This is a genomic window from Streptomyces sp. NPDC041970 (assembly GCF_055588985.1).
This window is the reverse complement of record NZ_JBVJCD010000035.1, coordinates 22,428-45,253: the sequence shown is the minus strand read 5'-3', so window position 1 is coordinate 45,253 and position 22,826 is coordinate 22,428. Positions and strand designations below refer to the sequence as shown.

Annotated in this window: 13 protein-coding genes; 3 read left to right on the top strand and 10 right to left on the bottom strand. The window is 72.9% G+C overall.

From position 1 onward, the window contains the following. Positions 1-251: 251 nt before the first annotated feature. From ACZ6EJ_RS18315 to ACZ6EJ_RS18305, 3 genes are all read right to left on the bottom strand, one after another. Positions 252-1,622: an aldehyde dehydrogenase family protein gene (locus ACZ6EJ_RS18315; RefSeq protein ID WP_469268253.1), complete on the bottom strand. Its 1,371-nt coding sequence runs from the start codon at positions 1,620-1,622 to the stop codon at positions 252-254. After that, positions 1,622-2,680: a phenazine biosynthesis protein gene (locus ACZ6EJ_RS18310; protein WP_469268252.1), complete on the bottom strand. Its 1,059-nt coding sequence runs from the start codon at positions 2,678-2,680 to the stop codon at positions 1,622-1,624. The genes ACZ6EJ_RS18315 and ACZ6EJ_RS18310 overlap by 1 nt, the downstream gene beginning before the upstream one ends. A 976-nt stretch (positions 2,681-3,656) precedes the next feature. Further along, positions 3,657-5,045 (bottom strand): erythromycin esterase family protein, encoded by a 1,389-nt coding sequence (locus ACZ6EJ_RS18305; protein WP_469268251.1) that lies wholly within the window; start codon positions 5,043-5,045, stop codon positions 3,657-3,659. 646 nt (positions 5,046-5,691) lie between these two features. Between ACZ6EJ_RS18305 and ACZ6EJ_RS18300 the strand changes: the two genes are divergently transcribed. Continuing rightward, entirely contained in the window at positions 5,692-6,504 is an 813-nt protein-coding gene (locus ACZ6EJ_RS18300; RefSeq protein ID WP_469268249.1) for a S1 family peptidase, read from the top strand. A gap of 749 nt (positions 6,505-7,253) precedes the next feature. Here ACZ6EJ_RS18300 and ACZ6EJ_RS18295 read toward each other — a convergent pair. The 4 genes from ACZ6EJ_RS18295 to ACZ6EJ_RS18280 all read right to left on the bottom strand — a co-directional run bounded on the left by ACZ6EJ_RS18295 (position 7,254) and on the right by ACZ6EJ_RS18280 (position 12,197). Beyond that, positions 7,254-8,606 carry an MFS transporter gene (locus ACZ6EJ_RS18295; RefSeq protein ID WP_469268248.1) on the bottom strand — a complete coding sequence of 451 codons (1,353 nt, stop codon included), beginning with the start codon at positions 8,604-8,606 and terminating at the stop codon, positions 7,254-7,256. Positions 8,607-8,943: 337 nt separating this feature from the next. After that, positions 8,944-10,317 carry an FAD-binding oxidoreductase gene (locus ACZ6EJ_RS18290; RefSeq protein WP_469268246.1) on the bottom strand — a complete coding sequence of 458 codons (1,374 nt, stop codon included), beginning with the start codon at positions 10,315-10,317 and terminating at the stop codon, positions 8,944-8,946. Between the two features lie 311 nt (positions 10,318-10,628). Further along, positions 10,629-11,534, bottom strand: coding sequence for a BTAD domain-containing putative transcriptional regulator (locus tag ACZ6EJ_RS18285; protein ID WP_469268244.1), 906 nt, complete (start codon positions 11,532-11,534; stop codon positions 10,629-10,631). Positions 11,535-11,573: 39 nt separating this feature from the next. Continuing rightward, on the bottom strand, positions 11,574-12,197 hold the full coding sequence (locus ACZ6EJ_RS18280; RefSeq protein WP_469268243.1) for an NADPH-dependent F420 reductase: 624 nt from the start codon (positions 12,195-12,197) through the stop codon (positions 11,574-11,576). Between the two features lie 123 nt (positions 12,198-12,320). Here ACZ6EJ_RS18280 and ACZ6EJ_RS18275 point away from each other — a divergent pair, with 123 nt between their 5' ends. Continuing rightward, a complete protein-coding gene (locus tag ACZ6EJ_RS18275; protein WP_469268242.1) occupies positions 12,321-13,451 on the top strand; it encodes a LuxR C-terminal-related transcriptional regulator in 1,131 nt (376 codons plus the stop codon). A 239-nt stretch (positions 13,452-13,690) separates the two neighbouring features. Here ACZ6EJ_RS18275 and ACZ6EJ_RS18270 read toward each other — a convergent pair whose 3' ends face one another. Next, positions 13,691-16,273 carry a bifunctional FO biosynthesis protein CofGH gene (locus ACZ6EJ_RS18270; RefSeq protein ID WP_469268240.1) on the bottom strand — a complete coding sequence of 861 codons (2,583 nt, stop codon included), beginning with the start codon at positions 16,271-16,273 and terminating at the stop codon, positions 13,691-13,693. A gap of 566 nt (positions 16,274-16,839) precedes the next feature. Between ACZ6EJ_RS18270 and ACZ6EJ_RS18265 the strand changes: the two genes are divergently transcribed. Beyond that, entirely contained in the window at positions 16,840-17,541 is a 702-nt protein-coding gene (locus ACZ6EJ_RS18265) for an HAD family hydrolase (protein ID WP_469268280.1), read from the top strand. Positions 17,542-17,635: 94 nt separating this feature from the next. Here the strand turns inward: ACZ6EJ_RS18265 and ACZ6EJ_RS18260 are convergent, their stop codons facing one another. Both ACZ6EJ_RS18260 and ACZ6EJ_RS18255 read right to left on the bottom strand, forming a co-directional pair. Next, positions 17,636-21,124, bottom strand: coding sequence for a hypothetical protein (locus ACZ6EJ_RS18260; protein WP_469268239.1), 3,489 nt, complete (start codon positions 21,122-21,124; stop codon positions 17,636-17,638). A gap of 194 nt (positions 21,125-21,318) precedes the next feature. Further along, the gene (locus ACZ6EJ_RS18255; protein WP_469268237.1) at positions 21,319-22,803 is read right to left on the bottom strand and encodes a peptidoglycan D,D-transpeptidase FtsI family protein; all 1,485 of its coding nucleotides are present in this window, start codon (positions 22,801-22,803) and stop codon (positions 21,319-21,321) included. Positions 22,804-22,826 lie beyond the last annotated feature (23 nt).

The following is a 22,826-nucleotide window of genomic DNA, read 5'->3' as shown; positions in this document are numbered from 1 at the left end:
TTCTCGGGGGTGAGGGCGGGGCGGGGGCGGCACGCGGGGGTCCGGGAGGGCTCGGGCGCCTCCGGGGTGTCCGGGAGGGCACGGCGAGCGAGGTGTCCGGGTGCCCGTCCGGGGTGCGCGGTGTGCGCCATGTCCGGCGGGCCGGGGTGTCCGGGGCCTCCGGAGGTGCGCCGGGGCGCGGGGCGCGCCACGCTAGGGCGTCCGGGGGCGCGCCGGGCTTGTCAGTGCTGGGCCTGTCAGCGCTGGGCCTGTCAGCGCTGGGCCACGACGCCCTTGGGTTCGAGCAGGAACTGGGTGTAGTTGTCGTCGTGCGGGATCCCGGGGGTCGCCGTCCAGGGCAGAACCCTCCCGCGCGTCACCTTGCGGATGCTCGGCTCCCGGATCACGGCCTCCACCAGGTCCTCGCGGTCGGTGAGCACGTTGAGGACGAGGGAGTCGCGCAGCGGCTCCACCCCGTCGCCCTCCGTCCACGGGGCCACCACGACGAAGGGGAAGGGCAGCTCCGTGCCGACCGCCGGGTGCCCGGCCCGGTCGGCGGAGAGCACGACGGGCCGCAGCAGGCAGGAGCCGTCGTCCAACTCGACGATCGTCTCCCGCTCGCCGACGCGCGCACTGTGGTCCGTGAGGGAGCGGCGCAGCTCGGCGACCTGGGCGCGCAACCGGTCGGCACGCTCCCGGCTCACCACCAGAAGCGTGGCGCCGTCCTCCGTCGCCGGCATCGTCGGCAGCTTCGCGAGCCGTTCGGCGAGCCGGTCCGCGAGAGCTTCGGCCGACCCGGTGGTCAGGACGGCCGACAGGTTGGTGCACCGGGTGCCCCCGTCGAAGGAGGCGGAGAGCGCCAGGTGGTCTATGACCGCGCGGTCGGGCTCGGCGTCCACGAACGCCTTGGTGCGCCCCGGTCCGCGCACGGCGACCGACTCCCGCTGGTGCCAGGTGGCGACGGCGCTCTCACCGCCGTAGACGATGCCCCGGTCGGCCTCGCGCAGCAGCAACTCCCCGACCTTGCGGGAGCAGGGCAGGAAGGCGGCCTTGACCGGCGGCAGGCCCGCGGCGGTCAACGCGGCGAGCAGCCGGGCAGGGGTGAAGGGGTCGCGGCTGCCGGGCTTGACGAGCACGCTGTAGCCGTGGAACAGCGCCTGGACCCAGGAGACGTTGGGCACCGGGTGGTTGCTCGCCATCACCGCGGCGAAGACCCGCCCGCGCGGCACCCAGCGGGTGTCGAAGCCGTCCCCGAACCCGGTGGCGGGCAGCTCGGCCAGGGTCGTCTCCGGGAGGGAGCCCATCTCCGCGGTCAGGTCGCTGATGGCCTGCTCGACGGCGGTGGCGGTGAGCCCCGTGGAGTGGCAGACCCGCGTGACGTACTCCCGCGGGCTCTCGCCGTCCAGGACGGCGGTGGCGAAGAGGTGCGCCGCCTCGGTGAACACGGCGGGGGCCGGCGGCCTGCCGTCCGCGTGGGCGCGGATCTCGCGCAGCGCGGCGACGGCGAGGAGTTGGGGTGCGGTGCCGACGTCGGCGAGGCCGCCTCCGAGCACGCTCGGCAGGGCGGACCGGTCGGAGCTGCTGACGCGGCGGCCGCAGACGACCGGGTCGAGGACGATGGCGGCGGGTGCGACCGTGCTCATCAGTAGACCCCCTCGATGATGGTCACGTCGTCGAGGCTGCGGTAGGTCTGCACGTCCGCGACGCCGTCGACGAAGGACCCCTCGCGCGGCTCGACGCGGATCGCGGTGTCCCGCTCCAGGATGTTCGGCAGGAACATCTCCTCGGAGACGAGCTGGAGCCGGACCCGACCGCGTTCGCCGTACGCCACCGGCTCACCGCTGTCGTCGACGAGTTGGAGGCGCGTGGTCTCCGGGAACGGCTCGAAGACGCACGGGTGGGCGTCGCCGGGCTGGGCGGGTCGCTGGGGGGCCACGCCCATCAGGCTGTTCCCGTAGATACCGACCACGCTCGCGTCGGCGAAGAAGACCTCCCTGAGCTGCTTGAGGTTCTCGGTGCTGATCGAGGTCCCGGCCCAGATGACCGCCCTGACCTTGGTGCGCACCAGCTCGTAGAGGCGCGGGCGGAGGCAGATGGCCTCCAGGAGGGGCGGTGTGGTGTTGAGGACGGCGATGTCCTGGCTCTCCAGGATCGTCTCGGCCTGGTCCAGCAGGTGCTGGATGTACGCCTCGGCCTCCTCGCCGCGCCCCTGCGACAGCAGCCGCTTCACCCACCGGGGGTCGAGGTCGACGGTGTAGAAGACGCCGCCGCCGAGCGCGGCGTAGCGGGCCGTGTCGAAGCCGATGACGTGCGGCCCGCTGGGGCCCAGGTGCAGCCAGTTGCCCTCCGCGGGGACGCCGTTGTCGATCAGCCGCTCACGGGCCCACGCGGTGACCTGCGACCGGTAGGCGCTGTCCACGATGCGCTTGGGAGAGCCGGTGGTACCGCCCGAGTCGTAGACCCGGAAGGGGCGGTCCGCCAACCCGCGCGGGATCAGGTCCTGGGCGGGGACGGTGCGGAGTTCGGAGCTGACGTCCGGGAACCGGGTCAGATCATCGAGCCCCTGCACCTCGGTCACCGGGTCGAATCCCAGCCGGTCCAGCTTCCCCAACCAGAACGGGGATCCGGTCTCTGCGTCGAAGTGCCATGCCATCAACTTGCGTACATGACTGTCGTATTCAGGATCAATGATGTGACTCATGACTGTCTTCCGCTCTCCTGATCGCGGGCAAGGGCGGTACGGGAGACCCATCGTGCGGGCGACGCCTATCGGCCACGTATCGCTCGCGTGTCATGACGGCCCGCCGGCGTGTCGGGAGAGCCGCCCGCCCGCACAACGCGCCGCACGAGCGACCGGCCACCGGGTCGCGAGGCCCCCGGTTCCCCCGCAGGGTGTGCGTACGAGCGGTCGGCCGCCGGGTCACAGGGCCGCCTTTCCCCCACACGGTGTGCCGTACGACGAGCAGCCGCGGGGGCGCGGCCCCTGGGGAAACCCCCAGGCGCGTCGGGCCCGCGCCGTGCCGCCGCGCACAGACGACCGGCCGGACGGGCTGCCGAAATCACCGACGTAGGTGCGGGGGAACTACTCCCCAAGCTCCGCTGCGAGCGCTGCGGGGGCTGAGCGGGGCGGGAGAGGCGGGGGGCTGAGCGGGCCGGGACCGGGTTCTGAGCCAGGGCGGAACAGGGCCAGTCCGAGGCGTGGACCGATCGGAGCCAGGACGAGGCCGGGTCGGGGTCGGGTGTCAAGGCCGAGGCGAGGCCGGGCCGGACGGGGGAGTCGGACTGGGGCGGGACCGAAGCGAGGCCGGGGCCGAGGTCGAGGCCGGGGCCAGGTCGGGGCGAGGCCGGGGCCAGGGCGAGGCCGGGGCGAGGCCGGGGCGAGGCCGGGGCCAGGTCGGAGTCAAGGTCGAAGTTGAGGTCAACAAGGCCGGGGTCGGGGCGAGATCAGAGTCGAGGTCGAGGTCGGGGCGGAGTCCGAGTCGACGAGACGGCACCGACTGACTGGACCGTGCCGGGCAACTCCACCGGCGTCCGGGCCCGCCACCCCGCCTCCGGCGCGCCTGGACGGGGGAGACAGGACGTCGTGACCCGGCCGGTCGCAGGCTCGGACGCGTCCGTGAGGCCTGGGCACCGAGCTCCGCTCGGTGCCCAGGGCCGGGATCAGGTGCGGGTTCGGTTCAGAGCTTGTCGGCCGCGCGGACCCGGTGGAGGTGGATGAGGACGTCATAGGCCCGCCCGAGGGCGAGGGTCGGCAGGGGATCGGGGGTGAAGGTCGAACCGGCGTCGTAGACCGGGCGACTGCGGTCGAGCCAAGCGCGGGCCGGGTCGTTCACGGTCCGCAGGTCGAGGTAGAAGTCCCGGTACCCCACGCGGTCCAGGGTGTGTTCGTTCATGCCGGGGCGTGCCGCCGGGACAGTGACCGCCTTCCAGTCACCGTCGAGGGATGTGTCCTTGGTGAGGAAGGATCCGCCGGCGAAGCTGAAGCCGATCGCGGCGTAGCCGCGGCCCAGACGATCACGGAGCACCGCGCCCTGCGTCCGGGGGTACATGTCCGGGTGGGTGGATATGTATCCGATATGCCCGTTGTGGGCCGACAGCAGTATCTTGTGACCGGTGTGGCGCTGCCACCACAGCACGTTGTCGGCCATGGCCTGGTCGCGCAGGCGTTCGGCGGCGGTGACCGAGGCCGGGTCGGTGAGGTCGACGGTGGCGAAGGCGAAGGTCTGCGCGATGTTCCGGGCGTGCTGCACGGTCCACGCGTAGTCGCCGCCGGTCTCCTGCTGCCCAGCCACCAGGTCGAGTGCTTCCTGAGCCCGTGCGGCGTTCGCCTTGCGCTCCTCCACCGGCTTGCGCAGGTAGGCGAAGATGTCGTCGAAGGGGCGCAACCCGGCGTACAGCTCGGTGAGCTGCGGCAGCACCTCCGGCCGGGTCTCGCGGACGGACGTCACCACACGCTCGAAGATGTGGTCGCCCAGCTTCGGGCCGCCGAGGTCGTCCCCCATGAAGTGGACCCGGCGGTCAGGGTGTCGGAGGTTGTGCTCGCGCATCCAGCCGATCAGGCTGACGAACTCCTCGCGCTCCCAGGGGGACCCGGCCAGCGTCTCCCGCGCGATGCTCTGCGGATCGCCGGGGCCGCCCTGGAGGTACTCGTCGATCCTGAGCCCCGCAGACCAGCTCATCTCCAGGGCGAAGGTGGTGAAGCCGCGCTCCTCGACGAGGTACCGGAAGACCCGTTCCTTCATGGAGAAGAACTCGTGCGATCCGTGCGTGGCCTCGCCCAGCCCCACCACCTTCGCCTTCCCGACCATGGAGCCCAGCGCCCGCAGATCGGCGGTCCGGCCGCCGGGGTCGGTGGATCGCAGCGGGTGGGCGGACCGGTCGAGGGAGCGCACGACGGCCGCTTCCCCGTGCTTCTCCTGGTGCGCTTCCCCACGCATCTCGCGGGAGTGTTCGGCGGGTGCGACCGGTACGGCGGCGGCCGCCGGTGTGGCCAGCGCCGCTGCGGCGAGCATGGCGGTGAGCGCGAGAAACCGTCGCCGTCCGGTCGTCTTCGTGTACCCGTGCATTCCGATCACTCCTTGTATGCGGCGGCTCCCCGAGCCGATGCAATGAGTTTCGTGTGCGGCGGCACGGACTGCGATGGGGTGACCCACCGTCTTGTTTCGGGGGTTTTCCCAGGGTGTTGGACCTGGGGATATCCCCCCTAGCCTCCTCTTTTCGGGGCTGCACGCCCCTCGGCGGACGAGGCGTCCGCGACACGGGGCGGGCGCCTCACAGCCGGCCGCCGAGTGAAGGCGGAGCGTCGCCGGGGCCGCCGGGGCGGAGGTGCACCGCTGGCCATCGGGGGCGGGTTGAGTCCTCCCGCTGAGTGAGTGAGGCCGGGCCGGCAACGCCGCTCACCGAGTCGCGGCTTCGCTGCCGGCCGCCGGGGAAGGCGGACCGTCCACCGAATCTGCTGCACGGGCGCTTCACCGCCGGGCTGAGTCGGGACTTCTCCGCCTGACGGTGGTGAGGCTTGACTGCCGAGCAGGGGCGGGACCGCACCACCGGGCGGAGGCGGGGCCTCTCCTCTGAGTCAGGAGGCTCCTGTGGCCGTCACTCGTGTGGGGGTGGGGTTGTTCCTACCCCACTCACACCCGCTACCCGTATGGCGGCGTGGAACCCGACCGAGCAGGCTGGACTCATCAACTTGCACGAGTGAAGGAGTCCCCAGTGTTCCGTTCCCAGCCGGTACGCCGCCGCGCGGCGCGCGTCGCCGTCGGCGCCCTCGCCTTGGCGACATGCGCCACCCTGATGACCGGCAGCGCCGGGGCCATCGTCAACGGCAGTGATTCCACTGAGCGTTATGCGTTCATGGCGTCCATCCCGGAGTCGGCTCCGAAGCACGGGCTGTACGACGGTTCCTGTGGGGCGTCGCTGGTCGATCGCCAGTGGGTGCTGACGGCGGCCCACTGCGTGCGGGGCGACGGCCTCGAACTGGACGGCACGGTCCGGATCGGCAGCGATCGGCGGAAGTCCGGGGGAACCGTCCGGGCCATCGAACGAGTCGTCGTCCACCCCGGTTACGTGAACGGGGAAGGGGAGGCCGCCAACAAGGACGACATAGCGCTCGTACGCCTGGACCGCCCTGTCGCCGAGAAGCCCGTCCCGATCGCGGCGCGGGCCGGGCGGCCCGGCACTCCGACTCGGATACTGGGATTCGGCACCACGGTCGACACCGAACTGAAGTTCGCAGAGCGGTTGCAGGAGCTCAAGACGCGCACGGGCGCTGCCGCCGAGTGCGCCCCTGGCTATGCGGGCCGGACCCGGCTGTGCACGATCAGCCGCGTACCGGAGGCCATGGCGTGCTTCGGGGACTCCGGCGGGCCGCAACTCCAGAAGGGCCGGCACGGGCGCTGGGAGCTGATAGGAGCCACCTCGGGCCCCGGCGCTCCGGGAGTCGCGTGTTCGGCCGGGCCGGGCCTCTATGCCAACGTGCCCGTCTACGCGGACTGGATACGCAAGACCATCAAGCGCGACGCCTGACCCGTCGAGGTCGTTCATGACCGCTGGCCGACTGCCGAGCAGCCGCGACGCCGGACGCTCGACGCCCGACACTCGACGCCTTGATCTCCTCACAGCCGAGCGTGGTGCGCGTCGCCGGCTGGGGCCGCCCGACGCGCTACGAGAACCGGCGCCCCGGCCAGCGGACGACGGGGGGGCCGGAGCCGCGCGGGCGGAAAGGCAGGGTGCTGCTCGCGTCACTCCCGGCCCCGGCCCCGGCCCCGGCCCCGACTCCAACTCCGGCCCCGGCTCTGGCTCCGACCTGGCCTTGCCTCCGGCCTCGCGCCCGGCTCTAACCCCGGCCCCGACCCCGACCCCGCTCCCGGTTTCGGACTGGGCTCCGGCACCGGGCCCGGCCCCACGGCCTGGCAACCGGCGCGGCACGCCGGAAGACCGAGCACCGGGGGGGGACCTGCCAAGGGGAGTCGGCGTGGCACCTTCGAGCGACGGCCTCAGGAATGCGGCCGTGGCCGGGCCCACCCCAGTCCACGGCGGCGGTCCGAGCCTGGCCGGACCACACCGGGCCGCATCACACCAGTCCGGACCGGGCGGCACCACACCAGTCCGGACCGGGCCGCACCACACCAGTCCGGACCGGGCCGCACCGGGCCAGACCACGCCGGGCCGAACCAGCCGGTGTCAGTGACTCGGTCCGCTCCCCTCCGCGCCGTCGGTCAGGCGACCGGACAAATCCGTCCGATCGCCTGACCGACCCGTCACGAACACACCGGTCAGGCGGTGCGCCGGGACAGGGTGACCGCCACGAGGGCGGCGACCAGCGGGAAGAGTGCGATGACGCCCAGGGCGCTGGAGAGCGACATCGACTTCGCCAGCGCGCCCGCGGTGGCGCTGCCGACGCCGCCGCCGACGAAGAAGGTGAGGTTGAGCAGGCCCATGGCGCCACCGCGTCGCGCCGGTTCGATGTGGGCGGACATCAGAGCGGTGGTGAAGACCTGGGTGACGGAGAAGGCGGCGAATCCGAGGGAAGCGCCCAGGAGCAGCAACAGGACAGCCGACCCGGTCAGCGAGGCGGCCAGTGCGACGGCGAAGGCGAGAGCGACCGCGCTCAGGAGCCGGTGGCCTCGGTCACCGGCGGTGAGCGTGCCGGCCAGCCGGGAGAGCACCGCGCCGACGATCGCGCCGGGCAGCAGCCAGACGCCGACGGCCAGGACGCTCCAGCCGTGGTCGCGGACGAGGAGCTGCGGCACCGCGTACATGGCGGCGAACAGACCGCCGTAGACGCCGATGCCGATGACGGCGGCCTTCAGGAAGGTGCGGTCGGTGACCAGGACGCGGGGGACGAAGGAGGTCTCACTGGTGCGGGTGCGCCAGGTGAGACCGGCGCCGGCCAGGACGAGCACGGCGGCGGTGGCGAGCACCAGCGGGGTGCTCAGGGCGAGAGCGGAGGACTGGATCAGCACCACGAACGACATGGCGGTGAGGGTCAGCAGGGCGGCGCCCGGCAGGTCCATGGATCGGCCCGAGTTCTTGCGCTCAGGAGCCTTGGCCATGCAGAGCGGCACGACGAGCAGGGAGAGCGCGGGCAGGACCAGGGCGATGCGCCAGGTCACCCACTCGGTGAAGACCCCGCCCGCCAGGGTGGCGCTGGCCGAGAAGATCGCCATCGTCGCGCCGAATCCGGCGAAGACCTGGGGGCGGCGCTCCGGAGGCACGGAAGCCGTCAGGGCCATGGCGCAGGCCGCCATCGCGCCGGAGCCGGCGGCCTGGACGAAGCGTCCGACGACCAGGACGCCGAGGTTGGGGGCGAGGAGGCAGATCGCGGCGCCGATGGCGAGCGTCAGCGAGCCGAGGAGCAGTGCCGCCCGCAGGCCGCGGGTGTCGGCGAGGCGTCCGAACAGCGCCGTGCCGACGCCGAGGGCCAGCGCGTGGGCGGTGAGCACCCAGGCGGTGGCGGCGGACGAGGCGTTCAGAGCGGTCGCCACGTCGGGGAGGGCGACACCGGCGGCGGTGACGCCGAAGACGACCGGGCCGAAGAGCGCCCCGAAGAGCAACCCGGCCGAACGGGCCCCCGAGGAGGGAGAACTGACGGCGGCCGCGGGGGACGCGGCCTGATGTGTGGTCACGAGGACTCCAGAAGTGTGATGAGTACCTGCCAACACCTCGGCAGGGCGGTGGAGGAGGCCGCCGGGGCACGGGGCCTCGGCGGTGAGCAGCGAACGAACCAGGTGCGAACGAGCGTGCGGCCTACGGCCAGGGAGGAAACAGATGCTGAGCGTGCGGCTCCACGGTCGGGAGGAGCGGTGGTGTGCGTGCGGGCCTATGGCCATGGGGCAGCGGACGTTGCGCGTGCGGCTCCACGGCCGGAGGGAGCGGTGGCGTGCGTACGGACCTACGACGGGCGGCCGGCGGCCGGTGCGCGTGTCGCCCCGCGGCCGGAAGGGGCGATGGCGAGTGCCGGGCTTACGGCCGGGGGGCGATGTTGTGGTTGAGCCGGAAGAGGTTGTCGGGATCGAACGCGGCCTTCACCCGCGCCAGCCGCTCCAGGGTCCGGGGGGTGAAGCACTCGCCCGCCGCCTCCGCCGTGTCCGCCCCGCCGAGGAAGTTCAGGTAGCGCAGGCCGGCGCTCCACGGCTCCATCGGCGCGAGGACCGTGTCGGCCTTGCCGGGGGGCGAGAGCGTGGCGAGCGTGTAGGCCCCCTCGCGGACGCCCACGGCGTTGGGCACCTCGGCGGGACGGGCCAGCGCGCCGCCCAGGTGGCGCAGCTCGACCATCAGGTCGCCGCAGGACGAGTCGGGGCCCGCCGTCCGCAGGAGTTGCTCCATCGCCTCGGCGCCCAGCTCCCGCAGCACGATGTTGCGCTCGTGGTACGGCAGCGGGTGCGTGGGGTCGGCGTGGATGTCGGCGACCGCCGTGTACGGCATCTCGGCGACCGAGTCCGCCAGCGGCGTCCCGCACTCGCGCAGCGGGCGCACAAGGCGCTCCCCCTCCGCGGCCGTGCCGGTGAAGGAGATCCGTACGTGGGCGGCGAGCCGGCCGCGGAGGAATTCCGGCACGTCCGGCACGTCGGGCAGCCGCAGCAGCGCCACCGAGGAGCTCATCTCCTCCGGCACGGTCCCGGTCCACTGCCGCCAGGTGTGCAGGACCTGCGCCGCCTGCTCTCCGGGGAAGTAGATCCCGCCGCCGTAGAGCCTGCTCACCGGCATCAGGCCGAACCACAGCCCGGTGACGATGCCGAAGTTGCCCTTGCCGCCGCGCAGGGCCCAGAACAGCTCCGGGTGCTCGTCGCGGTCCACCTGCCGCACGCTGCCGTCGGCCGTGACGACCTCGATGCGGGTCACGTGGTCCGCGGCGTACCCGTACTGCCGCCCCATCGGGCCGAGCCCGCCGCCCAGGGTGTATCCCACGACGCCGACCAGCGGCGACGACCCGTTGAGGGGGGCGAGGCCGTGCGGCGCCGCCGCGGAGATCACCTGGTGCCACTGGGCCCCGGCCTCCACATACGCCGTGCTCGTGTAGGCGTCGACGGTCACGGTGTTCATCCGGCGGGTGGAGACGAGGACCCCGCCGGATGCGGGTGCCGCGATGCCGTGGCCGGTGGCCTGCACGGCCACCGGCAGGCCGGTCCCCGCGGCGAAGGACACCGCCGCGGACACGTCGGCCGTCGTCTCGGCGGCGACGATCACGTCCGGCCGGTGCTGCGCGATCCGGTTGAATCCCGCCAGCTCCCGCTCGTACCCCGCGTCGTCGGGGGTGAAGACCTCGCCCTTGAGCCGCGCGACGAGCCCGTCCAGGGCGCTCTCCTCGACACCGGCGTGTCCACGTCGTCCTGCCACGATCAGATCCCTCCTCCATGCCGCGCGACGGCTCCTGAGGCGCGACGGCGATGAAAGGCAGTCTGCTCGCCCCCCTCATCCCCTCCCATCCCCTGATTAGGGGGTCTCCGGCCCTCCCACCCCCTGCTCCAGGAGGAGTCTCCGGACTCCCCCTCCCCCGCCCCAGGAGTCCCCACGTCCCGCGCCGCAGAAGTCCCCCACCCGACGAAGTCACCCCCTACCCCGGAAGTCCCCACCCCGGAAGCCCCCACCCCGGAAGCCCCCGCCCAGCGAGGTCGGCCCGCACCCCAGAAGTCCCCCGGGCAGCGGTGTCAGCCTGAGCGCAGTTGGGCGTGGCGCAGTTGTGCGTGCCGCAGTTGGGCGATCTCCCGCTCCAGATGCGCGATGCGGTCCTGCGGGCCCGAGGACCGCTCGATCCGGACGGGGACCTGCGCGAGGCGCGCGGGCGTCAGCGAGAGCTCGTCGGCGGAGCGGCCGTCCAGGATCATCCGCTCCATCGTGCGCAGCTTCTCGCTGGGTTCGAGGCCCAGTTCACGGGCGAGCTGTCTTCGGGTGTCGCGGTAGACGGAGAGCGCTTCGGCGGTGCGCCCGGAGCGGTACAGCGCCAGCATCAACTGGAGGCACAACGACTCCTGGAAGGGGTTCTCCGTCACATGCCGGGTCAGCTCACCCAGCACCTCCCGGTGCCGCCCCAGGGCCAGTTCCAGCTCGAAGCGCTCCTCGATGGCGGAGAGGCGGTCCTCGTTCACCTTGAGGGCCACGGTCTCCAGCAGGTCGCTGTCGAGTCCGGCCCCCACCGGTCCCTGCCAGAGCCGCAGCGCCTGGTGGAACAGGGCCACGGCCCGGTCCGGGTCGCCCGTGCGCGCCTCGGACCGCGCACTGCTCAGCAGGTCCTCGAAGTGGGCCAGGTCGAGCTGGGAGCGCGGCACCCGGATCAGGTAGCCCGACGGGTGCGTCTCGATGGCGGCCGCGACGCCGGCGGCCGAGAGGAGTCTTCGTAGGCCGGAGATACAGATGCGCAACTGGCTGCGGACCGTGGCGGGTGGCGCCTCGCGCCAGACCGCCTCGATCAGCCGGCCCACGCCGATCACCCTGTTGGCCTCCAACAGCAGCAGGGTCAGCAGTATCCGCTGCCGGTTGCCGCCGAGCCGCACGGGCCCGTGCACTCCCTGGACGACGAGCGGACCGAGAACGGAGAATTGATAGTGCGCAGACATGTGAACGCCTTCCTGAAATCAACCGTTATGTCCCGGAGATCACCAACTGGGCAGGAATTTGAAGCTCCAGCTCTCGCTCAACTGAAGGCGCTCTCCCACCTCCCGCCCCAGCCGTCCCATGCCTTCCAGCACCCAGGCGTTCTCCAACCCCCCGGCGTCGAAGGCGCGCAGTCCCGACCGGTCGAACAGCTCCACGACGGCCACCTTGGCGTGGTCGTCGTCGGAGGCGACGAAGACGTCCACCGGCAGGCCGTCGGTGCGGCCGCTGTGCAGGGCGCCCGCCTCGGCGGTCGTCAGCGCCTTGACCCACAGGGCGTGCGGCGCGGCGGCGGCCAACTGCCGGACGGCGCTCGACTCCGGATCGGTGTGCGGGGGGACGCTCATGTCCACGACCGCCTTGCCGGCGAGCTGGTGGGCGTGCAGCCGGGTGAGCTCCAGCGCCTCGGGCCACCGGACGGTGAGGAACACGATCTCCGCGCGGAGGGCGGCGGCCAGGGTCGTGGCGAGCACGAGGCCGGGCGTGTGCGCCGTCATCGCCTCGACGGCCACCTCCCGAGCCCGTTCGATGCTCCGGTCCGCGAGCATCACCTCGGCCCCGGCCAGCACCGCCCGCCGTGCCACCGCAAGCCCCGACACTCCCGCTCCGACAATCCCAATCCGCATGTCCAACACGTTTGCGGGATACGGCCGCTGTGCCCATCCCGCAATCAAGGGGGACCCACCGAATCGGCCACCCCCCTCAACCGAGGGGTTGGAAGAAGCCGGCAGGGCTGGGACAGTCGGAGGATGACCAGTTCGACGATCTCCCGAACCTCTGTCGGCCGGGCGGAACTGCTCTCCCGTACCGCGAAGTCCACCGACGCGCTCAGCATGTTCGCCGAGGCGTCGGCCCAACTGCGACGGCTCATGCCGTACGACGCGGCGGTCTGGCGGGTCACCGACCCGGTGACCGGCATGATGACCGCGCCGATCCGCGCGGAGAACCTGGACGAGGGCGGGTGCGCCGTCTACTGGGAGTCCGAGCTGTTCACCGAGAACGTCAACCTGTTCCGCGATCTCGCCCAGGCCGCCGTGCCGGTCGCCGGACTGCGGCAGACCACCGGCGACCTGCCCGCCCGCAGCACCCTCTACCAGTCGTTCATGCGCCCCCGCGGACTCCAGGACGAGCTGCGCGCGGTCCTGCGCGTCGGCGGCCACCCGCAGGGCCACATCAGCCTCTTCCGGGCGGAGGGCCGTCCGGCCTTCGGCTCCACAGAGACCCAGTTGATCGCCTCCCTGCTCACCCCGCTGGCCCGGCAGTTGCGGTCGTTCGCGGAGCCCGCGGCCCAGCCGCTGCCGGACGCCCCGCACGGCCCCGGCCTCCTCCTGTTCGACCCGAGCGGCGTGCTGATGTCGGTCAACGACGACGCCCTGGCCTATCTGGACACCCTCCCCGAAGGGCCCGCCGTCCCCTCCCCGCAGGGCGTCCGCGTGCCGGCCTGGGTGCAGGCGACCGCGATGAAGGCGCGCGCCGTCGCCCAGGAGCGGGACCGCGGCCAGGCCCGCGCGCGGGTGCGGAACCGCTCGGGCCGCTGGCTGGTCTGCCACGCGTCGTGCCTGCGCGAGGCCCACGGCAAGCTGGGCGCGTCCGCGGTGGTGATCGAGCCCGCGAAGAGCTCGGAGATCGTCCCCCTGATCGTGGACGCGTACGAGCTGACGGACCGGGAGACCGAGGTGACGCAGTACATCGCCCGCGGTCTGCCCACCGGGGAGATCGCGGCCCAGTTGCACCTCTCCCCGCACACCGTCCGGGACCACATCAAGGCCGTCTTCGAGAAGGTCGGGGTCTCCAGCCGCGGCGAGCTGGTCGGCAAGCTGTTCACCGAGTACTACGCGCCCCTGGCCGAGAAGGGCATGACACGGGTCCACACCGGCTGAGCGACGGACGACACACCATGGCAGCCACACCACTCCCCCACCGCCCCCGGTTCGCGCCCCTGTCAGGATGCTGACAGGGCGCCCATGAGAACAGTGCCCGTGATCGTCCTGTCACCCTGGGGTGACGGTAGGGGATCAAGCCACCGCGATTAGGCGTGTACTCGCCTCCCCTTCCGGACCCGTGCCCGGAAGGGGAGGCGGCGGAGCGGAGGCGTCCGGCTCCGGCCCCCGCGCCGGCGTCAGTCGGGCAGCACCGGCAGCAGCTCCGGAAGGCGACCGTCCGACGCCCGGGCCGTCGCGATCCGCTCCTCGGGGACCTCTCCGTACAAGGTGGTGCGCGGTCGGGCCGGGCGGCCGGCCAGGTCCGCGATGGCCACCAGGTCCTGGATGGAGCGGTACGAGCCGTAGCTCGACCCGGCCATCCGGGAGATGGTCTCCTCCATGAGCGTTCCACCCAGGTCGTTCGCGCCCGAGCGCAGCATTTCGGCCGCGCCCTCCGCGCCGAGCTTCACCCAGCTCGTCTGGATGTTGGTGATGTGCGGGTGCAGCAGGAGCCGTGCCATCGCGGTGACCGCCCGGTTGTCGCGGTCGGTCGGCCCCGGCCGGGCGATGCCGGCCAGGTAGACGGGGGCGTTGGTGTGGATGAAGGGGAGGGTGACGAACTCGGTGAACCCGCCCGTCTCCTGCTGGAGCCGGGCCAGGGTGCGCAGGTGCCCGAGCCAGTGGCGGGGCTGGTCGACATGCCCGTACATCATGGTCGAGGACGAGCGCAGGCCGACCTCGTGCGCGGTCCTGACGACCTCCAGCCAGGTCGCCGTGGGCAGTTTGCCCTTGGTGAGGACCCAGCGGACCTCGTCGTCCAGGATCTCCGCCGCCGTGCCGGGGATCGAGTCGAGCCCCGCCTCCTTGGCGGCGGTCAGCCAGTCGCGGATCGACAGGCCGGTGCGGGTCGCCCCGTTGACGACCTCCATCGGCGAGAAGGCGTGCACGTGCAGGTCCGGGACGCGCTGCTTCACCGCGCGCGCGATGTCGAAGTACGCCGTGCCCGGCAGGTCCGGGTGGATGCCGCCCTGCATACAGACCTCGACCGCGCCGACGTCCCACGCCTGCGCCGCCCGGTCCGCGACCTGGTCCAGGGAGAGCGTGTACGCGTCGGCGTCGGTGCGGCGCTGGGCGAAGGCGCAGAAGCGGCAGCCGGTGTAGCAGACGTTGGTGAAGTTGATGTTCCGCGTGACGACGTACGTGACGTCGTCCCCGACCACGTCCCGGCGCAGGGCGTCCGCGATCCGGCACAGCTCGTCCAGCGCGGGCCCGTCCGCGTGGAGCAGGGCGAGCGCCTGGTCGTCGGTGAGCTGCGCCGGGTCCTCGGCGGCCCGGCTCAGCGCCTGGCGCACGTCGGAGTCGATGCGGGAGGGGACCATGCCGGGGGCGGCCGCCTCGCGCAGCGCCTCCCAGTCCCCGTACACCTCGTCGAAGTCGTCGCGGCGGTCGCCGGTACGGCCCTCGGTGTCGATGGTGCGGTGCAGGTCGGTGCGGCCCGACGCGTTGAACCCCTCGTCCGGCTCCTGCCACGGCAGCCCGGCCGGCAGGACGCCCTCGCGGGCGAGGCCCGTCTCCGGGTCGGCCAGGGCGCGGACGTGCGGGAGGAGGCGGGGGTCGAGCCACGGTTCGCCGCGCTGGATGAACTCGGGGTAGATGGTGAGGCGTTCCCGCAGGGTGAAACCGGACTCGGCGGTCCTGGCGGCCAGTTCGTCGATGTGGGGCCAGGGGCGCTCGGGGTTCACATGGTCCGGCGTGAGCGGGGAGACGCCGCCCCAGTCGTCGATGCCCGCGCCGATGAGCAGGGCGTACTCGGCGTCCACCAGGTTCGGCGGGGCCTGGATGCGGGCGGACGGGCCGAGGACGTGCCGGGCGACCGCGACCGCGGCGGCCAGCTCGGCCAACTCCGCGTCCGGCATCCCGCGCATCGCGGTGTCCGGCTTGGCGCGGAAGTTCTGGACGATGACCTCCTGCACGCCGTGGTAGGCGCGTGCCGTCCGGCGCAGCGCGAAGAGGGAGTCGGCGCGCTCCTCGTACGTCTCCCCGATCCCGATCAGGATGCCCGTGGTGAACGGCACGTTGGAACGCCCGGCGTCCTCCAGCACGCGCAGCCGCACGGCCGGCTCCTTGTCCGGGGAGCCGTGATGCGGGCCGCCCGGCTCGGACCACAGGCGGGTCGCCGTCGTCTCCAGCATCATCCCCATCGAGGGGGCCACGGGCTTGAGGCGCTGGAGATCGGTCCAGGTCAGGACGCCGGGGTTGAGGTGGGGCAGCAGGCCCGTCTCCTCCAGGACCCTGATCGCCATGGCGCGGACGTACGCGAGGGTGTCGTCGTACCCCTCGGCCTCCAGCCACTCCCGCGCCTCCGGCCAGCGGTCCTCGGGGCGGTCGCCGAGGGTGAACAGCGCCTCCTTGCAACCCATCGCCGCGCCTTCGCGGGCGATGGCCAGCACCTCGTCGGGCGAGAGGAACATGCCGTGGCCGGCGCGGCGGAGCTTGCCGGGGACGGTGACGAAGGTGCAGTAGTGGCACGTGTCGCGGCAGAGGCGGGTGAGCGGGATGAAGACCTTGCGCGAGTACGTGATGACGCCCGGCCGGCCCGCCGCCGCCAGGCCCGCGTCCCGGACCCGCGCGGCGGACGCGGCGAGATCCGTCAGGTCGTCGCCGCGCGCCTGGAGCAGGACGGCGGCCTCGGTGACGTCGAGGGCGACGCCGTCTCGGGCGCGCCGGAGCGCGCGCCGCATGGCGTTGGAGGTGGGGCGTCCGCTCTGGGGATCGGTCATGGACCGAGCATACGAGCGGCCTCCGCGCCCCGGACCGGGGCATCGGCCGGGAAGCGGGGACCGCCGGCCACCGGGTCGCCCCACCGTCCCTCCACGCTGCCGGAAGCACCGGAAGAGCCACCGCCCACGCCGACCCTCCGCGCGGCCGACACACCGGAAGAGCCACCGCCCGCACCGTCCCTCCACGCGGCCGGAGGCACCGGGAAGTGCCGCCCGCCCACGCCGTCCCCCGCACGGCCGGACACACCGGCAAGAGCCGCAGCCCGCGCCGCCTCTCCCACCCGAGGACCGTCCTCCCACCCGCAGGCCGTCCCCCCACCCGAGGACCGTCCCCCCACCCGAGGACCGTCCTCCCACCCGAGGACCGTCCTCCCGCCCGAGGGCCGCCCCGTCCTCCCCGCCCGGTGCGCGACGGCGGCCGCCGCGCTTCGCCGCGCCTCGCCGCGCTGCCGACCGCCCGCACCGGCCCGGTGCGCCGCCCGCCTCTCCGCCGTGCGGCGCACCGCGCCCGGCTCGGGCGCTGGTCCACCGGGGAGTGCGGGCCACCCCCTAGTGTCGGGACGGTGATGGAAACGATCGTCCTCGACATCGGTGAAACCCTCGTACGCGACGACCGCCACTGGGCGTCCTGGGCCGACTGGCTCGGCGTGCCGCCGCACACGCTCAGCGCCCTGGTGGGCGCGGCCGTCGCGCAGGGCCGCGACGCCGCGGACGCGCTGCGCGTCCTGCGCCCCGACATGGACGTGGACGAGGCCCGCCTCGCCCGCGAGTCCGCCGGGCGCGGAGAGCACCTCGACGAGTCGGACCTCTACCCGGACGTCCGGCCCGCGCTGGGCGAGCTGCGGGCCGCGGGCGTCCGGGTCGTGGTGGCGGGCAACGGCACGGCCCGCACGGGCGAGTTGCTGCGGGCGCTGGACCTGCCGGCGGACCTGGTGGTGACCTCGCACGAGTGGGGCGTACGGAAGCCGGACCCGGCGTTCTTCGCGCGGGTGGCCGACGCGGCGGGCTCCGCGCCGGGTGCGACGCTGCACGTGGGCGACCACCCCGCCGACGACCTGTTCCCCGCTGCCGCGGCGGGGCTGCGGACGGCGCATCTGCGGCGGGGCCCGTACGGGCACTGGTGGGCGGACCACCCGGACGTGGTGGAGACGGCGGACTTCCGCGTCAACGCCCTGACGGAGCTGGTGGGCCTGGCACTTCCGGCGGACCCGGCCGGGGACGAGGAGACACGGGCAGGGCGTCCGAGGACACTGCGGGCGGTGCGCTAGGGGGTGTCCGCGCGGAGCGGGCCGGACGACGCGGGCGGCCTCCCACCGGATGTCCGGTGGGAGGCCGCCCGTGGTCATGACCCGGCCGGGCCGCTCAGGCGGCGACCGCCTTCGTCGCCTTGCTGACCGCCGCCCCACTGGCGTGGCCGGTGCGGTGTGCGGTGACCTTCACCGTGATCTTCCGGCCCCGCTGCGCCGTCTTGAGCCGCAGCTTGGCGGCGTTGGCCCCGGAGATGGCCACGCCGTTGGCGTACCACTGGTAGGCGTACGACGACGGCTTCGGCGTCCACGTCCCGGTGCTCGCGCTCAACGTCCCGCCCACCTTGGCCCTGCCGGTGATCACCGGCAGGGTCGTCGCCTTGGGGGCGACGCCCTTGGCCACCGTGACCGCCGCACTCGTCGCACCCCCATCGGCGTGCCCCGCCAACCGGGCGATCACGGAGACGGTGACCTTCTTGCCCAGCACCGACGCCGGCACGGCATACCGGGAAGCCGTCGCACCCGAGATCGCCACACCGTTCGCCCGCCACTGAAACACGTACGACGACGGCTTCGGCGTCCAGGAACCAGTGCTCGCGCTCAACGTCCCGCCCACCTTCGCCGTACCGGTGATCACCGGCAGGGCCGTCGCCTTCGGTGCGACGCCCTTGGCCACCGTGACCGCCGCACTCGTCGCACCCCCATCGGCGTGCCCCGCCAACCGGGCGGTCACGGAGACGGTGACCTTCTTACCGAGCACCGACGCCGGCACGGCATACCGGGAAGCCGTCGCACCCGAGATCGCCACACCGTTCGCCCGCCACTGGAACACGTACGACGACGGCTTCGGCGTCCAGGAACCAGTGCTCGCGCTCAACGTCCCACCCACCTTCGCCGTACCGGTGATCTCCGGCGGCTTCGTCGGGGTGAGCCGTGCGGGCGTGACGGTGAACGAACCCCGCGGGTGGGCGCTGCCGTTGTGCGTGAGGACGGTGACGCTCCAGGTGCCGGGGGCGGCGCCGGTCAGGTCGAGCACCGCCGTGAGCGTCCTGCGGTCGGCGGAGACGGCGGTGGTCGTCGACTCCACCTCCTTCCCGCCGAGGCTGAGGCGGACGACGTCGTCCTGGTGCAGCGCCGTGCCCGTGAGCGTCACCGTGACCTTGCCGCCGGCCGCGCCGGTGGTGGGGCCGACCGTGCCGATGGTGACGGGCTCCACGCCGCAGCGGATGCGGGAGCAGACGGCCTCCGCCGAGTACGCGGTCTTCGCCGCGGTCTCGGGGAGCGACAGGACCAGGGTGCTCGGGGTGGGGTCCGTCGAGTAGGGCTCGTTGACGCCGCAGACCCAACCGCTGGGGACGAACCTCATGCAGCCGTCGTCGAGGCCGGCGTCGTAGAGCGAGGGGACCGCCGTCTCGGCAGCGCCGTCGGTGTCGCTGATCCTCATGTCGAAGCGGTCGCGGTAGGCGGTCGGCAGCACCGCGCAGAAGGTGCTGTGCGCCTCGTCGAGGGTGCCGGTGACGGGACCGTACCCGTAGCTGACGTTGGGCACGGCGACGCATCCTTCGGCGGGGCCGCCCGCGGTGCCGATGCGCACGGCGTCGAACCGGTAGTCGGGCGCGGCCTTCAGCCCGGTACGCACGGTGACCAGGACCTGGTAGCTGGTGGAACCGGTGACCGCACACGGCTGGTTCCGGTCGCACAGGTGCCGGCCGTCCGCACCGTGGACCACCGCGTTCGCGGTCCCCAGGGCGTCGCGCACGTCGATGTGCACGGTGTCGCGGGCGTCGGCCGTGGTGACCTGGCGGCAGCGCAGCTCACCTGGCGCGCCCGTCGCGCCGCCCGAGGAGGGACCGCCGACCCGGACCGCCGGATTGGGTGTGCAGCCCTTCGCGGTGGCGGTGACGTCCCTGCGGGTCAGCGTGTAGGCGGCCGTGGCGTCCCGGCCGGTGACCAGCACGGTGTACGCGGCGCCGGGGGCCAGCTCGCAGGTGGTCCAGGTGGTGAGCGAGGGGTGGACCGAGCAGGTCTCGACCCCCTTCTCGTCCAGCACCGTGAACCGGGCGGTCGCCCACGTCCCCGGCGCGGCCCGGAGCTGGAGGTTCTCCCGTGCGCTGTGCGCGTCGGCGGGGATGCTCAGGCACTGCGAGAACTCTCCGCCGCCGGTGGTGATCCCGGCGGAGGCGCTCTGTGCGGTGAAGTCGCCGACCGGGACGGCCGGGCAGCCGGAGGCGACGTCGGTGCGGCGCAGTGCCAGGGCGTAGGCGCCGGTCGCCGGGTCGTCCTCGGTGGAGACGTGCAGCCGGAAGGGCGCGGTGCCGGCCAGCTCGCAGGTCCCGGAGGAGAGGGCGGACTCCCCGCACTGGTACGCGCCGTCGGCGTCGAACACCGAGGCGTCGGGGTCCGGTCCGGGCCCGCCGAGGGGCTCCAGCGCGGCCAGCCGGGCCCCGGCGGGAAGATCCAGGGAGACGCAGTCGATCTCTCCCGCCGCGGCGAACCCGGCCCGGTGCACCCCCATGCCGGCGGGCACGCAGCCGGCGGCCGAGGCCCGGTCGATGATCAGGGTGTCCTGGTCGGTGAAGACGGTGTAGTCGCCGGCCGCGGGCAGATCGCATCCGGACCAGGTGGTGCAGACGGTCCTGCCCTCGCGGTCGTGGACGGCGAGCTTCGTACGGGAGGAGTCGACCGCGTAGACCTCGTGGGGGCCGGCGTGGGACGCGGTGAACGTTTTGCATCCGCTCGCCGGAGACACGCTGGTGGGCGCGGAGCCGTAGGCGTTGACCGGGACGCGGACGCAGCCCGCCGGGTCGGAGATCCGGCGGACCTTGAGCGTGTACTCGGCCGGGAAGCCGCCCTCGGCCTCGTCGACGTGGTACAGGACGCGATAGGGGCCGTCGCCCGGAAGGACGCAGCCCTCGCTGCCGTCCTCGTTGGAGCGCGGGCAGATCCGGTCGCCGCTCTCGTCGGTGATCCAGGAGCGGCCGCCGCCGTACCGCGTGGTGGTGATCTTGTTGGTGATCCGCTCGCCCGGCCTCGCCTCGATCCGCACGCAGTGCACGGCCGTCGGGCCCGCTGCCAGGGCCACGAGGGGCGGGCTGTCCCACCCGGTCGGGATCGGGTCGGCGCAGCCCTCGTCCGTGGCGACCGGAACGAGGCCGAAGGTGAACTCGCTGGTGTCGGCCCAGTCGTTGAACAGCCGCAGCGTGTAGGCGCCGGGGCGCTCCAGTCGGCACCAGCCGGCGCCCCGCCACGAGTCGTGGCAGTCGACCTGTTCCTCGCCGTCGTAGACGGTGCTGTGCACGTTGTGGCTTCCGGTGCCGGACTCCAGGAAGCGGTGCAGGCCCGGCTTCTCGACGGTGAAGGTGTAGCAGGCGGTCCCGTCGGCGGGGAGGGTGAGCGTGTTCCCCTCGGGTGCGGCCTCGCCGTACGCGGAGAGCGGGAAGGACGGGCAGTCCTCGGCGGTCTCCACCGGGGCGGCGGTCGTGGCGGCCGCGGTGTCCGCCCGCGCCGCTCCCACCGGGGCCAGCAGCGTGACCAGGACGGTGAGCGTGAGCAGGAGAGCGGTGTACGCCGCGGATCGCGCGGCCGTACACGGGCGTGGTGGCATGGTTCCGTTCCCCCCGGAGCGGTGAAGGGCGTGCGCCGGGCCTCCGCGGGACAGCTCGTTCGGCGGGCCTCTGTGCACAGCGATATGTGCCCGCCCTTCACAGGGCGGGCACATGATGATCGCACAGCCGAACGACCGGACGGCATGTCGGTTCGGGGCCGCCGCAGCGCTCCCCGACCCGGCCGTCCGCGGGGTCAGTCCCCCAGTACCGCCTCCATGACCTTCTTGGCGATCGGGGCGCCGAGCCGGCCACCGGAGATGTCGGAGCGGGAGATGTCCATGTCCGTCGGGTCGATGAAGACGGCGACCGCGACCGAGCGGCCGTCGTCCTTCTTGCCGTAGCTGACGAACCAGCCGTAGGGGACCTCGTCGCGGACGTTCACACCGCGCTGGGCGGTTCCGGTCTTGCCGCCGACGGTGATGCCGTCGATCAGGGCGCGCTGGGCGCTGCCCTCCTTCGCGGTGTGCTCCATCATCTCCTGGACCTTCTTCGCGGTCTCGGCGGAGACGGCCTGGCTCTTCATCACCGGCTCGTTCTTCTCCAGCGTGGACAGGTCCGGGCCGCGCAGCTCCTCGACGATGTAGGGCTGCATCAGCTTCCCGTCGTTGGCGAGGGCGGCGGTCACCATCGCCATCTGCATCGGGGTGCTCGTGAGGCTGCCCTGCCCCATGCCGGTGAGGGCCGTGCCGGGCTTGTCGAGGTCCTCCGGGTAGAGGCTGCGGGTGGCGAGCATGTCGCCGAACTCGTCCGAGTACACGTCCTCGTTGAAGCCGAACTTCTCCGCCGTCTCCCGCATCCGGTCCTCGCCCAGCTTGGACGCCGCGTCCAGGAAGACGTTGTTGCAGGAGTACTGCATGGCGGTCTTCATCGACGCCTTGTTGCAGACGCCGTCGCCCGCCTCGCTGCCGATCCTGTTGGTGGAGAGCGGCAGGGGGTACGGCGAGACGGCGTCGGTGCGGGCGTCCACGTCGGTGACCACGCCGTGCTCCAGCGCCGCGGCGGCCGTGAGGACCTTGAACGTGGAGCCGGGCGGGAAGGTCTCGCGCAGCGGGCGGTTGGCCAGCGGCTTGCTCTTGTCGTCGAGGAGGGCCTTGAAGCGGTCGCTCTCCTTGAACGAGATCCCGGCGAAGACCTCCGGGTTGTACGAGGGCGTGGAGACGAGGGACAGCACCTTGCCCGTACGCGGGTCGAGGGCGACGACCGCGCCCCGCGCGCCCAGGTCGGTGAGGCCCTTGTACGCGGCCTTCTGCGCCTTCGCGTCGATGGTGGTGATCACGTCGCCGCCGCGCCGGGGCTGCCCGGTCAGGACGTCCTTGGCGTGCCGGAACGCGAAGCGGTCGTCCTGGCCGCTGAGCACGCTGTCGTACGTGCGCTCCAGCAGCGAGGTGCCCTGCGCCTGGGAGGCGTAACCGGTGACGGGCGCGTACATCGGCCCGTCCTTCCAGGTGCGCCGGAACGCGTAGTCGCGGTCGCCGGTCTCCTTGGAGCCGGTGATCGCCTTGCCGCCCACGACGATGTCGCCGCGCGGGGTGGAGAACCGTTCGAACCGCACCCGCGCGTTCTTCTCGTGCTGGGCCAGCTCCTGGCGGTCCACGTGCTGCAACCAGTTCGCGCGCAGCAGCAGGGCCAGCACCAGCAGCCCGCAGAAGATGGCTATGTGCCGCAACGGCCTGTTCATTCCACTCCCCACCCGTGCGGGCG

Bases quoted from the DNA above. Each gene is read 5' to 3' on its own strand.
- ACZ6EJ_RS18310 (WP_469268252.1), bottom strand. From the start codon at position 2,680: ATGAGTCACATCATTGATCCTGAATACGACAGTCATGTACGCAAGTTG.
- ACZ6EJ_RS18305 (WP_469268251.1), bottom strand. From the start codon at position 5,045: ATGCACGGGTACACGAAGACGACCGGACGGCGACGGTTTCTCGCGCTC.
- ACZ6EJ_RS18270 (WP_469268240.1), bottom strand. From the start codon at position 16,273: ATGACCGATCCCCAGAGCGGACGCCCCACCTCCAACGCCATGCGGCGC.
- ACZ6EJ_RS18280 (WP_469268243.1), bottom strand. From the start codon at position 12,197: ATGCGGATTGGGATTGTCGGAGCGGGAGTGTCGGGGCTTGCGGTGGCA.
- ACZ6EJ_RS18255 (WP_469268237.1), bottom strand. From the start codon at position 22,803: ATGAACAGGCCGTTGCGGCACATAGCCATCTTCTGCGGGCTGCTGGTG.
- ACZ6EJ_RS18285 (WP_469268244.1), bottom strand. From the start codon at position 11,534: ATGTCTGCGCACTATCAATTCTCCGTTCTCGGTCCGCTCGTCGTCCAG.
- ACZ6EJ_RS18260 (WP_469268239.1), bottom strand. From the start codon at position 21,124: ATGCCACCACGCCCGTGTACGGCCGCGCGATCCGCGGCGTACACCGCT.
- ACZ6EJ_RS18275 (WP_469268242.1), top strand. From the start codon at position 12,321: ATGACCAGTTCGACGATCTCCCGAACCTCTGTCGGCCGGGCGGAACTG.
- ACZ6EJ_RS18315 (WP_469268253.1), bottom strand. From the start codon at position 1,622: ATGAGCACGGTCGCACCCGCCGCCATCGTCCTCGACCCGGTCGTCTGC.
- ACZ6EJ_RS18265 (WP_469268280.1), top strand. From the start codon at position 16,840: ATGGAAACGATCGTCCTCGACATCGGTGAAACCCTCGTACGCGACGAC.